At 53.2% G+C, this 14,729-nt stretch carries 7 protein-coding genes; all 7 read right to left on the reverse strand.

Translation table 11 applies throughout. The features are described from left to right. Nucleotides 1–73: 73 nt before the first annotated feature. A complete protein-coding gene (locus MK110_10265) occupies nt 74–1,936 on the reverse strand; it encodes an ABC transporter ATP-binding protein (GenBank protein ID MCH2211678.1) in 1,863 nt (620 codons plus the stop codon). Between the two features lie 6 nt (nt 1,937–1,942). After that, a complete protein-coding gene (locus MK110_10270; protein MCH2211679.1) occupies nt 1,943–3,037 on the reverse strand; it encodes an ABC transporter permease in 1,095 nt (364 codons plus the stop codon). Between the two features lie 105 nt (nt 3,038–3,142). After that, nucleotides 3,143–4,135, reverse strand: a complete 993-nt coding sequence (locus MK110_10275) for an ABC transporter permease (protein MCH2211680.1) — start codon at nt 4,133–4,135, stop codon at nt 3,143–3,145. Nucleotides 4,136–4,251: 116 nt separating this feature from the next. Further along, entirely contained in the window at nt 4,252–6,507 is a 2,256-nt protein-coding gene (locus tag MK110_10280) for an ABC transporter substrate-binding protein (protein ID MCH2211681.1), read from the reverse strand. A 1,085-nt stretch (nt 6,508–7,592) separates the two neighbouring features. After that, nucleotides 7,593–12,113 carry a cellulase family glycosylhydrolase gene (locus tag MK110_10285; protein ID MCH2211682.1) on the reverse strand — a complete coding sequence of 1,507 codons (4,521 nt, stop codon included), beginning with the start codon at nt 12,111–12,113 and terminating at the stop codon, nt 7,593–7,595. 644 nt (nt 12,114–12,757) lie between these two features. Continuing rightward, the gene (locus MK110_10290) at nt 12,758–13,804 is read right to left on the reverse strand and encodes a hypothetical protein (GenBank protein MCH2211683.1); all 1,047 of its coding nucleotides are present in this window, start codon (nt 13,802–13,804) and stop codon (nt 12,758–12,760) included. Between the two features lie 730 nt (nt 13,805–14,534). After that, a partial coding sequence (locus tag MK110_10295; GenBank protein MCH2211684.1) for a hypothetical protein occupies nt 14,535–14,729 on the reverse strand: 195 nt, incomplete at its 5' end.

Here is a 14,729-nt window from a genome sequence, read left to right on the forward strand (position 1 = left end):
ATTCGGGAAATGCATTCAGACTGCTGCCTGAGAGATCAGTCGATGCTCCATCAGATGAACCGGAACCTGGTTTTCAGCTCTGGTCGGCACCGCGAATTTGCCTGCGACGACTGACCAGCTCCCGGATGTGATCCAGATCATCGCGGGGTGTGGCGGCGATCAACTCGCGTGTGTAGTCCTCTCTCGGATTTCGGTAAATCGCCTCAGACGGACCAAACTCCACGAACCTGCCGTCTTTCATAACTGCCATCATGTCGGCCATGAATTTGACCACTGACAGATCGTGACTAATGAAGATATAAGTCAGCCCGCGGCTTTCCTGCAAATGGTTGAGCAGGTTGAGAACCTGAGCCTGCACCGAAACATCCAGTGCCGAAACCGATTCGTCACATACAATAAATTCCGGTTCGACCGCCAGAGCCCGGGCGATGCAGATTCGCTGGCGCTGGCCTCCGGAAAATTCGTGAGGGTAACGGCCCAGGTGCTCCGTCAGCAGCCCCACTTCCTCCAGCAGGGTAGCTGCTCGATCGACACGATCACGGCGGGACGTGCCGATTCCGTGCAGTGACATCGGTTCGGAAAGGGCCGCCTGCACGGTCATCCTTGGGTTCATTGATCCGTACGGATCCTGAAAGATGATCTGCATTCGGTTCCGGAGCCGTTTCAGTTCTGTTCGGCCCAGTGTACTGATATCCAGTCCGTCGAAGTGCATTGTTCCGGAAGTGGCTCTAACGAGTCTCAGCAACGCTCGTCCGGTTGTGGTCTTGCCGCAACCGCTTTCCCCCACCAGTCCCAGCGTCTGCCCCCGATACACATCGAACGTTATCCCGTCAACCGCCCTGACATATCCGGCGGTCCGCATCATCACGCCACTCCGCACCGGAAAATGGACCTCCAGATTTCGTACACTCACCAGGGGAGCCTGCCCGGCATCGATGGTGTCGGCCTCACGTCCCAAAGAAACGGGATCATCTTCGAATCCGAGTTCTTTGAGCTGGTGTCCGGGATGGAGCAATCGGCCACGGCCATGATTCCTGAAATAGTCCGAACGCTCCTCCGTCAGCGCCTTTTCGGTAATCTCAATCTCACCGTCGGCATGCCTGGCTGTATCCATATAGTCGGACACGGTTGGCAACCTTTTGTAGGGAGAGTCGAGTCGCGGACGACAGGCCAGCAGACCTTTGGTATAGGGATGCCGGGGATTTTCGTAGAGATCCAGCACATTGCCCTGTTCCATAACCTTGCCCTGATACATCACGATCACATGGTCAGCAATTTCGGCGATAACTCCCAAATCGTGGGTAATAAACAGGACTGCCATCTGGCGCTGGTCTCGCAGTTCGCGAATCAGATCAAGGATCTGTTTCTGAATCGTTACGTCCAGGGCCGTGGTCGGCTCGTCGGCAATCAGCAGGCTGGGATTGCAGGACAGAGCCATGGCGATCATCACGCGCTGCTTCTGCCCCCCGGACATCTGGTGAGGATAATAAGTCAGCCGCGACTCCGGATCAGGGATACCAACTTCTTCAAACAGCCGGATCGTTCGTTCTCGGGCTTCGGCCTTGTTGACCTGCTGATGCTGCACGATTGCTTCCATCACCTGGTGCCCAACCTGATGCACCGGGTTCAGTGAAGACATGGGTTCCTGAAAAATCATACTGATCTCGGCACCGCGTATCTTTCGCATCTCTCTTTCAGGCAGACCAATCAGGTCCCGCCCCAGAAACGAAATGCTGCCTGAGTGCACCTGGGCAGTGGCAGCCAGCAGTCGCATGATGGTCAGCGATGTAACGGACTTACCAGACCCGGATTCCCCGACAACACCCAGGGTGTGTCCGGGTTCGATCCTAAATGAGACATCGTCGACCGCTTTCACCACACCACGGTCGCTGTGGAACCAAGTCTGCAGATTTCTGACGTCGATGACAGTAGTCATAGCAATCTAATTCCCCGGATCAGCAAGGCGTGGGTCCGTTGCTTCCTGAATGCCTTCACCGATGAGGTTGTAAGCCAGGACAGTCAGGAAAATTCCCATGCCCGGAAAGACCAGTTGCCACCAGTAACCGGACTGCAGTGTCTCCCGCCCCGAATGGAGGATCGTGCCCCAGCTGGGATTGGGAGGAGGAGCACCGAAACCCAGCAGGCTCAGAGCCGCCTCGGTCTGAATCCCTCCGGCAATACCGAAGGCAATCGGAACCATCACCGGCGCCAGCGCGTTCGGAAGCACGTGGCGAAACATGATTCGAGCCCGACCGACTCCCAGACAACGTGCCGCGGCTACAAATTCAGTTTCCTTCAGTTTAAGAAACTCGGCCCTGGTCAGACGAGCCATGCCGGTCCATCCGGTCAGGCCCAGCAGCATCATGATGTTCCAGATACTGACCTTATCAATCACAGCCTGCAGACAGAGGATCAGGACCAAAGCCGGAATACACATAACCACTTCGATCAGGCGACTGATCACGATGTCAACGATACCACCTATGTATCCGGCAACAGCTCCCATCGTGATGCCAATGACTGCCGCAATGCCGGTGGAAACAAATCCCACCAGTAGCGCAATTCGTGTTCCGTGTACCATACTGGCAAAAACATCAAACCCGGTTTTGTAGGTCCCAAACCAGTTCTGACCGGTAGGTCGGCCTTCTGAACCGTACGGGTTTTCGTCCATCCCGCTCCATTCGCCCTTGCGAACCGGTCGGTACGGATCCTGGTAAACCAGCGGCCAAATCGCCCAGCTGTCCGGATCTTTTTTCTCTAGATTTCCAGGATAGACACGTCGGAAACGGTCCTTCTGGAACACAGGATTTTCCCAGGTGCGATTATAGTAACCCATGCAGGGAAAATAGAGTTGTCCCTTGTATTGACACACGATCGGTTTGGTACCGGCGATCATTGGCGAGAAGATCGCAATCACCGAAAGAAATCCGATGAAGTACAGAGCCAGCATGCTGAGCCGGCGTCGTCGGAACCGCTGCCAGGATTGCTCCCAGAAACCTGCCGACACTATCACTCGATCAGAGTCATTCCGGTTCATGGCTGAAGTCTTCTGTTGCGAATTTCACCATTTTTCTGCATGTTCAGAACGACCGGTCGGAACGTTGATGCACAGTAAACCAAACCTGGTCAGGACCATAACGCATCAGGTGAACCTGATGCGAGGATCGACAAACGCATAAAGGATGTCGGCCATCAGCTGTCCCAACAGCGTCAGGATTGAGAACATCAGTGTCAGGCTCATGATTGTCGGATAATCCCGCTGAAGAATCGACATGAAAAACAATCGTCCCATCCCAGGCCAGTTAAAGATCCCTTCAAGAATGATGGCCCCGCCGAGCAGGCTCGGCAGAGTCAACCCAAGCAGAGTCACAAAGGGAATCAATGTATTGCGAAAGGCGTGATGGATCAAAACCCGAATCGGTCCCAGTCCCTTGGCACGTGCCGTGCGGATGTAATCCTGACGGATTACCTCTTCCATATTTGCTTTCACAAAACGGCAATAGTAGGCCAAGCTGCCGTAGGTGAAGCAGGTGACCGGTAAAATCATGTGTTTAAAAGAATCCCACACGCGGTCCATTTCTGTCAGTTCCTCGTATGCGTTCGAATGATTGCCCAACAGCGGAAGCCCGAACCACGTTCCCTCCAGCTTCACGGCGAACAACAACTGCAAAAACAATGCAGCGACAAAAGACGGAAATGAATACAGGGTGTAAAGTAAAAAACTAAGACCCCGTTCATCAGCCCGACCACTGCGCACGGTTGCATACAGCCCCATGGGGACCGCCAGCAGATAACTGAGCAGCAGGGATGTCACCGAAAGCTGCAGTGTAGGACCGACCCGGTCACCAATGAGTTCTGCCACCGGCTTCTTCTGAGAGTAACTGGTCCCGAGATCCAGTCGGACGGCATTCTTTAGCCAGTGCCAGTAGGCCTCGTGCAGCGGTTTATCCAGTCCGTAGACCTCCTGCATCCGCTGGATATCGGCTTTACTGGGCATCTTGCTCGGATCCATCATCGCCGGATCCGTGTCCAGCGGACTGCCGGGCATTAAACGAATCAGCGCATAGATCAGACATGTGATCAGCCACAGCGTCAGCAGCCCAATCAGCAGGCGACGAACCAAATAGCTGAGCATATGCGTAACCTTTTCCCAGGCAACACTGTTACCAGCGCCGCGTCCGTGCCCACAGTGTCGAGGCCCAAAGTGTCAAGGCCCGGTCCTGCCGGGACTCACGTGTGATCGTGAGAACCTTATTGCAGGCCCGGAGACTTGAAGATCGTGCCTTGGCCGGGGCCGTAATTGTAGGGACCACGCGGACTGAAGTTGTACCCTCTGAGTGACTTACTAAACGCAAAGTATGCGTTCCGGTAGAACAGCCAGGTGTACGGCTGATCCTCATAAAGTTTCCGGTGAATGTCCTGATAAATCCTGCGTCGCTTTTCCGGATCGAGTTCGTACTTTCCGTCCTGAAACAGCTGGTCAATTTCCGCACTGCTGTAGGCCACGTAGTTGCGTCCGCTGTCGATCGCCTTTGTGGTCCACAGATTCTCACTGGTATCAGGATCGGTACCGGTCCCCCAACCTGCGAACTGCGCATGGAATTTGTGGTCCCGCGCCATTTGCTGCAATACGGTAAATTCCACCGGCCGAACATCGCAGATAATCCCAATCTGATCCAGGTTTTCGCGAAGGAGCTCACACAGAGCAATTCGATCCGATCTGTTGCTGACCGCAATCGTGAACTCAAACTTTAACCTTCTGACTCCTTCGAGTTGTCCGTCAAATTCATTATCCAGGAAAGCCATGCCGTCCAGAATTCCGTCACCATCGGTATCTTCCCAGCCGGCAGACTCCAAGAGATCCTCAGCCGTATCCAGATCCTGCTGAAAGGCGGGTGGCAGTTCTTCCGGAGCCCACGGACTGGTACGATGAAAAATTCCCTGGGACTGTTCGTCCATGCCCTTGCGATGGCGTTCCATCATCTCCGCATGATTGAACGCCAAGCTCATTGCCCGGCGAACTCTCACATCGCGAAAAAACGGCGATCGATTATTCCAGCCAAAATAGAAGTAGACCCACTCAATGTCATAGACCTTGGTATTCCTCCCGTAGAACTCCTCGTCATTCGATTGTTCCTTCCACTGCTCGGGCGTGAGTTGCATCTCCTCAATGTCGCCCTTCTTCATCGACAGCAGTGCCGTGCTCGGATCCTCAATGATTGCGAATCGAATGTTTTTGAAGTGCGGGACATCACGGACCTGTTTGCCGTTGACGGTGTGGTAACTGTCGCGACGTTCCAGCACGATCTCCTGGCCCCGGGTTCGTTTGGTGATCACGTATGGTCCGCCTGTCACCGGGTCCTCGTCCATAGAGACGTGGTATTCGCTGGCTGCAAGACTTGGATCTTCGGCAACAGATTTCTCATAGATGTGTTTGGGCAGGACGGGAAAGTTGATATTCCAGACATTCGTTGCCAGGGGAGCCGGATGAAAATATACGATGGTCCGGTCATCGTAGGCCTTCACACCCTGCAACTGGTCTGTTCCGCTGCGAACCGCCGGTACAGGTACTTTGGAAGACATAATGACGCGGTAAGAAAATTCGACATCGTGAGCCGTGATCCTTGTTCCGTCGGACCAGTAGACATCGTCACGCATCACGACTTTGTCCAGCAGACCATTTTCACTGCTCTGCCAGGAAACCACCGTGTCGTTGCTGGCAAACGGAGTGAAAGTCCAGTCGAATCCCATTAATCCAAAACTGGTCAGACCGGAAACATCAAACTCCGCGGTCGAACTGATCATAATCGGGTTGGTGCTTTTGACGTCGCCTGAAGTATGCCGGTACCAGGTAGCGTCAAAATCGACTGCGGTGTTCCCGGACGCCAGTCGTCCCATAGCCGAACGAATTTTCATATTGAGTTCGGGCGAGTCATTTCTCAATTCCAGGGCTTCCTGGACAGTCGCCAGCGGTTTCTCCTGCTCCTGCCGCTGCATCATCAACCGGGTGGAATCCACAACAGGCTTGTCAACCCAGGTGTTGTCGTTGAGCAGGTCAGTCAGTTCAGGAAAGTCCTCGTCTGCCATCGGAACCAGATCACCCAGGCGGAACTGACCGTCATCGTTACCGCCGTTTTCAACAGATTCCTCTTCGGGCTGCTTCGCCTGACCGATTTTCTTTCGCTCATTATGGGTTTTTAGAAGTTGTTCGTTGAGCCTGGTTAACTGATCTGTGTCCTGCCCGATGTACTCCGCCAGCAGGTTGGGCACCGACTCAAATAGCGGCACCATATCCCCGCCGTTCGCCTCCAGTTCCGATTTAACTTCAGCAATAGTCCGGATGGAAGGACCTTCGGATGCAAACGGAAGACTATCCGGTCCGGAGTCCGTTTCCATTCCATGTTCTTCACTGCCGACATCGTCGCCCTGTCTTCTGATGCACCCGGAGGCAAACAACGGCAGAATCATGAACAGAACCAGAATCGAATATTTCGTGAATGAACTCATGGTGACTTGGAGTCCCGGAATCATGGTGCAAAAAGCGAATTCACCCGAAGGACATTCGACCGAAAATCTGGCAGGTTACCGGTCGCCGGTCAGATGGATCCATTGGGTCATTGTGGCGTAACTAATCGATCCGGCGATTCTCTTCAAGCGATGTTCAGATGGAAGTCCCCTGGTCAGTCGTTGATAAATTCACCGTGACATTTACCCAGGTCATGGAACGAGTTTTGATCAGGAACAGCGAAAAACACCGTTGACCGACCGGTAAATTCACTGACCTCCGTCGTCGTGCCCCGTGAATAACACTCAAATGAATGACGTCCCGTTGTTTTCACTCACAGACAGACCGGTATCGTGGGTTAAAAATCTGGATTCACGGTCAACAGGGCACCCTTTCCATACGGATGTCCTCATGATTCGCCGGGCCGAGATTTTTTCTCTGAACAGACTCAGTAACCCTGCACATGGCAAAAACAAAGAAAATTGGCGCACGTTGACACGGTCAATGAAAGCCGCAGACCTGCAGGACAAAGTCCGAGGCACCCGGATGAACTTCAGTCAGGACAACGTCTGACACTATTCCGACCAGGAAATTCCAGGAAGCACTAAAACGACCGGTCCATTCAGTGATTTGCAGACTGATCCACCGTCAACCACTCAGGGTCAGGCTCAATTTTTGACCGTGATCAACAGTATTTCCGGATGACGGACACTCACCGAGGGTGTTTAGGGTCCGAAAGTTGAACCTCACAAAATCAAACGGGGTGTCAGCCGAGGGAACCGGTCATGCCGGTACCGACACTCCAGGAACACTACGATTCGAATATTCCGGAGTTCGCAGCACCGCCCGCGGTTCCACTGTCCAATCAGGCGTTCATTCCGGAGCATAGCCTTTCGAGGTTTCGTGCAGCACACGGAATCTGTTTGTGCACACCTTCAAAGTCAACCTGCAGGTGAAAACACGGCTGTCATCCGCGGAGGCGCAAACAGCGGATTCTGATGAGCAGGATCCGCCTGGTTAATATTAAATGGACAGGACACAGGAAATCATGCAACGCTGACGAAGATGCTCCTGCTCAACTTCGATCTCAACCCGGACTTTGCAGATAAGGTGTCAACACGATGTTCGTGGGTTCAGCTAAAGTATTCGCACTGACCTGATAACCCAGAGTGACAGAACCACCCTGTGAGATTTGTTGATTCCAGGCTGCAGGTCGAATGCGGTAACGCGTTCCTGTGCGTTCGATAATCTCTGCTCCCCAAATACGGGTGATCTCTGCCTCGGAGTCAAATTCCAGCACCCAGTCTTCCCAAACCTCTGACTCGGGATTGGTGACAACCACCTGAGCGACAAATCCTGTGCTCCACTGACTGGTCACCTGCCAGTCCACCGAGGGTGAGGCCGCCACGACATCGTTGTCCAAAATAATTCCCTGCGCTTCAGCAGCAACCGGGACGGCGCCGGTAATCTCTTCAAGGACCAGCCTGAATGTTTCTTCCCCTTCGATAATGTCGTCGTCCAGTATTGGAACCTGGATTCCGGCGGCGATTTGTCCGGCAGCAAATGTGAGTTGCCCCTCTACAGATTCAAAGTCTTCTCCCGCCGTCGCGGATTCACTGGCTGTGGCATAGACGACCGTAACCTCTTCGGCTGACGTGAGGGGACGCGACAGAGTCACCGGAAAATTCAACACCTGGCCATGCTCCGTCGATTCAGTCACAGTGGCACTGCCAACACTGAGTTCAACGGGCGCCGGAATGACGATGCCATCACCAACCGGAGTACCGTTGATTGTTACATTTTGCGGAGGAGTAGTGACGTTACCGAACGTACCGTTAAATCCAAAACTGACAGTCTGTCCCGGGGCGACACTTCCGTTCCAGCCGGCATTCCGAATTGTGTATCGGTCTCCCGCGTTTGCCATCAGTGTTCCGCTCCAGACCTGAGTGATTTGGCGACCCCACTCAAATTCCACTGTCCAGCTATCCCAGGTAGCATTACCGTTGTTGGTAAGCGTAACTTCTCCGGTAAACCCGCTGCCCCAGTCAGTCACAGTAACGTATTCGAAAAGATCACCAGCACTGAAATCATCATTGCGAAGTGTTGCGGTTCCGATAGCGGTGGCGATCGCCTCGTCAGTCTCGGATGAAAACTCCACATAGAACGTCTCATCGTTTTCCGGATTCCCGTCCCCGAGCACGGGGACAACGACCACCCCGCTGATTCCACCGGCCGGAATCGTCAACTGTCCGCTGACGGATTGATAGTCGATGCCGGCAGTGGCGGTTCCATCCAGTGTCCTGTAGTTCAAGGTGATGTCTGTTCCCGAGGCTGCTGCCAAAGTCACCACAAATTCTGCCGTGGCGTTTCCTGTGTCACCCTCGAACATATCCACATCGCTGACCAATAGTTCAGGGATTGGTTCAGGGGTTGGCAACTGTTCCTCGGATGCGACACCATTCACCAAAATGTTTTGTGGCGGCGCGGTAACATTCCCCGGGTTGCCACCAAAGCCAAAACTCACAGACTGACCAGGACTGACGGAACTGTTCCACGATTCATTCCGAATGAGGTAACGCCCGTCCTGTTCACTGACAATGACACCACTCCAGATCTGCGTGAGACTGCGGTCCCAGTCAAACTCAATCGTCCATTCTGTCCAGGCCTGACTGCTGAGATTTGTGAGCGTCATTTCTCCGTTGAATCCGCTGCCCCAGTCGCTTGTTGTCACATATTCAACTCCAGCCGGTACATCAGGCTGATCGTTGTCCTTAATCGTGGCAACGGCTTCACTGCTGCCCGGAATTGCATTTTCAGGGCCCGTCAGACGGATCAAAAAGTGTTCATCGGTTTCCTGCTGCGTGTCTCCCAGGATATTGACGGTAATCACAGAATCCGTTTCACCGGCAGCAATAATAATTTGTCCGGCAGCAGCCTGATAATCCGTACCGGCTGTCGCAGTCCCGTCAACGGTTTCATACTCAAACGTGACATCTGCAAATGCTGGTTGTGAAAGGCTGACCACGAAAGAAACCGGGGTCAAACCGTTGTTTCCTTCAGTGACAGCGGCGTCAGTGATGCTCACGATCGGCAACGGCTGTGGATTTGGACCGTCGTCGTCAAGAATTCGGATCGTTGCCCGGTCGTTACGCAGATCTGCACCTGCGGAATCGGAGAGGTTAAGAAAAAATTCCTCGTTCGATTCCTGTACCGTATCGTCGGTGACCTGCAGACGAACAACTTTGGCCACTTCTCCTGGCTCAAACAACAGCACCCCTTCGACGGGGGTATAATCATCCACACCAGTCGCTGTGCCGTCAGTTGTCTTGTAGTTCACGGTGACCGGTTCGCTGGCAGCCGAAGACAGACGAATCACAACATCAACGATGGTGGACGGACTGTTCTGCAAATCCGGAAAGGAAAATTGAATGGGGGCAAGTAAATTGAGCTTGTCCTGACGAACCGTCTGCCAGTCATCTTCTAAAATCCCGCCTGTGTCACTGGAATTGGGATTCCAGGACCACCAGGTCCAGCTCATCCCCAAATCTCCTGCGGACAAATCACCGATCCCGTCGTTATTCAGATCTCCGCCAAGGTAACTGACCATGACCTGCATCCACTGCTGGTCCGAGACGGACTCAAGACGACTGCCAAATTCTCCCAGCAGTATGGGAGCAGTATTCTGTTGATACAGGTAACCCCACGTCTGGTCCCAGATTTCGGGAAGGTTCTCGGGATAACCGGAAGCGTTAAACCATTCCTGTGCAAAGACCGATTCAGGGTATGCATGCGGGGAATACACGAGTCGGTCGGGTTGATTGAGACGAACCGGCGACTCACCCGCTTCAGATAAATTTCCGCCCCACCAGTAACTCGATCCATCCGAGAAATTCTGAATCCCTTCTACGATGATCAACCAGTTGGGGTTGGTTGCCAGAACTGCATTTCCGGCCCGTTCCGCCGCCAGACGCCAGTCCGTCGCCGTGTTGCCAGTGCCCCATTCGGCAGTGCTGTGGGGCTCATTGTGTAAATCAGCCCCGACTACTGCAGGAGTTTCCTGGTAACGTGCAGCCAGCATGACCCAGTCTGCAATCCAGCGTTCTTCTGAGTAGCCGTCGGTGTACCAGAGTCCATTACCATTCGGTCCGGCACCGGCGTCGGAACGATGGTGGTCCAGAATAACCCGCATCTGAATTTGTTCAGCGTATGCAATGATTTGGTCCAGAATTTCGAGACCGGACAGTCCTTGCAGATCCGGATTCAAAGAAAAGTCAATTCCGTTGGGCACACTGCCGGTATCCAGCATTTGATTGGAATATGGCAGACGAATGGTATTGAACCCGGTGTCACGCATTTGGTCCATCATGGATTTCCAGTTGCGTGCCCACAGCCCGTGAGGAGCAAAGGTGTCTGTTTCCATGCCAAACCAGCTCACACCTGTGATTTGAACGGGCTGACTGGCAGCATCCAGAATTTGATTTCCTGATGTGTGCAGAAATGACATTTCCCCGCCGGCCGAACTGCCTTCAACGACTGTGACGTCGTCGATGGTGATACCAATACCAGGCGGGGTGGTGAATGGAAAAAAGGTTTGCGAAAACTCAAACGGTTCCTGTGGCACACCACTCGCCGTCCATTCCAGTGTACCCGGTATTTCACTGGGGTTGTCCCGATTGACGGACCATGCCGACAGCAGGCCAACACCTTTTTCTGTAGCAAACTGCAGCAGTTGCTGAGCGTCTTCAATGTAAAACCGTTCGGACATCACATCGTTTTGTCCGAGCATCGGAGTGACTCCGATCTGAGTCCAGAGTTCCTGTTCCGTGCGCTGGATTCCGGCATTGAGATACGCGGTCTGCATTTGAACAAACAGACTTTCCGCAGCCTGAATGGCATACGCCCCCATCTGTCCCTCAGGATTCGGAGCCGCGCCGTCTCCGTAATCCATGGCCATGATATTGACGCCGCCAATGTCAACCCCGTAACGCAGGGCCGATTCGATAACATAAGCTCCGTCCGGTGTCAGACCGGATGGCAGCACAGGCAGTGTGAACCACACTTCAAGCGGACGCCCCTCGGCAGCTGCAGCCGCCTGTAAATCGCGAATCGAAGCAGAGCGACGGTCGATGGAACTTTGATCGCGTACCCACATACCTTCGATGTCAAAATCAATCCAGGTAAGTTGATACTGATCAATCACGGACTGATAGGCCGCCGTGAGCTGATTCACATCCGGAATGGCCACAGCCAGCTCTGTTCCGGCCGCCCCTCCAAACGAGACCATGACCTCACCTCCCATGGCTCGGATGGCCGCAATCTCGTCACCGCGAAAATTAGACGACACATCGTAGTAACCACCCCAGCTCGGTTCGTTGGTGCCTGGCTCAGCAACCACAAACGCCAGTGTGAAGTGTTTCACATTTTGCTGCTGAGCAGTGCTGACAATGTCGAACAGTGGCCACAATGTTGTGTCCACATACGGTGCATAGACCTGATCGGGGATCTGCGCCCGGTGCACACTTTGTATGGGCACATTCTGTGTGTCGTCAGAACTCAGCTGATCGGGTACCAGCTCGCCTCCGCTAAGACTCGTGACACCGGATAACATCAAACGCTGTTCAAGGGACTGACAGAAGGCCGCGGGAGTCCCATTGAAGGAAGCGTTGTATTTACGTCGACAGCGTGGAGCAGGCGGAAAGCAGAACATACGGACCCTCGTTGATGCAAGTTTTGTTCTGCCGCCGGGATATCCGTGCCAGAACTTAAACCTGAACAGCCCTGTGAAAAACACAAGGCACATTATTCAGGACGTCACAACAAGTCGCTGGCCGCCGACGACTTACAAAAGATGCAAACGGGACAGTCAGACAGAACGAGTCAAAAGCGGATAAAACGGTAAGACTTTTTTCAGGACCTCGTGGTGAAAATTGTTTTCATTCCCGAATGCCCTGTCGTTTTGCCGCCTGGCACGAATTGTTTTGCCTGCAATTCCGGATGTATCAACTGAGGTAACGCTAACCGGACAAAACATCCGGGGAGATTTGGCAGCATTCTTTGTTTTTTGTATCAGCGTTGGCTTTCGTAACACTGATGTCCGCAGAGTTGAACAAACAGTTACCGGCACCCTGTGATCCCGGTACGGACTCCAAAGCCGCAAGCCCGCCAACACCGAAGGAGATGCAGAAACTGCCCGTAAAATTCCTCAACCAGCATGCTTCGCGAGAAAGTCAGCGTCTATGACTTCAGACGTTTTTACTCGCCGGTGTTCGAACCAAGAAATTCCTGCACAATTCGATGCACCTGTGCAGAATATTGTCCAACACCATGCCCCGCCCCATCAAGCTTGTAATGGGTCACTCCAGCATCCGGATAGGCATAGCTGAAGATACCGCGGGACACCCGTTTACCATCCCGGTCACTCAATGCCGCTCCCGAATAACCGAAAGCCGTGGCCCAGTGCCACGCAGTCTCCTGGGCACCAAGATGCAGAAAGCGTCCGCTGCGATAACCTCCTGTGTAAGGCACAACACGATCCGCTGTTCCATGAACATAAATTAACTGCACACCGGGCTTCGGAGTCCGCTGCCTGTCGTAAATCCGAGTGCTCTGTGATGGCGCCCAGAAGTGACCGTCGTGGTACTGCTGATCAATCAGACCGGCAACCAGCAGTATCACCTTTTGAAACGGTCTTTCATCCACTTCAATCATCAGACGCTGAACAAACCCACTACCGTTGGAAGAACCAATCAAACTCACACGATCCAGGTCCGCCGTCGGTGTTGTTCTTCTGATTTCCTGAATCAGCAGACGGAAGAATTCAACATCCGGCGCTGCTGATCTCTCGCCGTACACATTCCAGGATCTTTGATACCCCTGCGGAGCAACCAGGATGTAGTCCTTCAACCACTGCCAGCGTGCCAGGCTTCCCTCTGCTGTTCCTCCGTTTCCGTGAAAAATGATGACCACAGGGTGACGCTTCTGAGTCTGCTTTGAAAGCCGGACCAGCGCCTGTCGACTGAATCCGTCTGGTTCCTGGTACCATCGCTGACCGATCCTGATCACCTGATCTGCTTTGATCCGTCGACTGTTGACCTTCGCTGTTTGACCAGAATCGGTCACGGGGACTGCACGATGCTCCGCGGGCGTCACTTTTCCATCACCGTTCCGATCAACTCTCGGAAAGATACGACGTAACCGTGATGGAAGTTCATTTGGCGTCAACGCCCCGTCCCGGTTGCGATCCCAGCGACGAAAGAAATCTTCCGGAGTCGCCTGTGCACTAAAAGCCGGCGCAGTCACCGTCAAACAGCCTGTGAATATCACCAGACTGACAAAGATGCTGATAGACCTGACCATTACGAACCTTGCCAATGCGATCCTGCAAACCAAAGGATAACCGTAAACAGAAAAAGACGTTCAAGCCTCAGCATTTCTCCGTTCACGGGACGCAAATCTGAGCATATCTGCCGTCGCAACTACACCTCAAGTGAACTGGTGAGTAAACAAACACAATGACATCATATCGATAGCGCTCACGCCTAATATTGAGTCACTTTGGATACACCTTACGTAGGCCTTTGCCGAACCAGAGTTAGGATTTTCGCCATCACATCGACCAACGGATCTTAGACTAATAAACATAACCCATTTACTAAAAACACTTTACGACGTCTTATAGATTCACATGCATGCTACAGGTGAGTGAGCGCAAAAAATCATGATTGAATTGGCATGAGGAACGCAACTGTTTGAAAGCATCTTTGGCGGGCCGCCACTGATTTTTCTACCAGGACAGGAGTGATCTCATGTTTTCACCTGCAAAAATCGGCATCGCTGCTGTTTGCTTGATGATGCCATTCACCAACGACTCCGATATTTTCGCACAGTCCTCACGCAAAAATGTCTTCAAGTCGCGAACTCCCCAGGCTCTAAAAAGCTCGCCATCACTAAACAAGCGGTCGGCACGTGTCAGTAAGCCTCGTTCTCAACTCTCCTTCACAAACAAAACCAATCGGCTGAAACTCAATCCTCAGCCACCGCCTCCCGGACAAACCAGGGTTTCAAACCGAACACGAGTGCAGAAGCCAAGGTCGAACCGTACGACACTCCCGGGAAAATTTCCCATCGGTAAACCCGCACCTCCTCGAGTGACTCTCCCGGGAAAATTTCCCATCGGTAAACCCGCACCTCCTCGAGTGACTCTCCCGGGAAAATTTCCCATCGC

It is taken from the genome of Fuerstiella sp. (assembly GCA_022447225.1).
Taxonomy (GTDB): domain Bacteria; phylum Planctomycetota; class Planctomycetia; order Planctomycetales; family Planctomycetaceae; genus S139-18.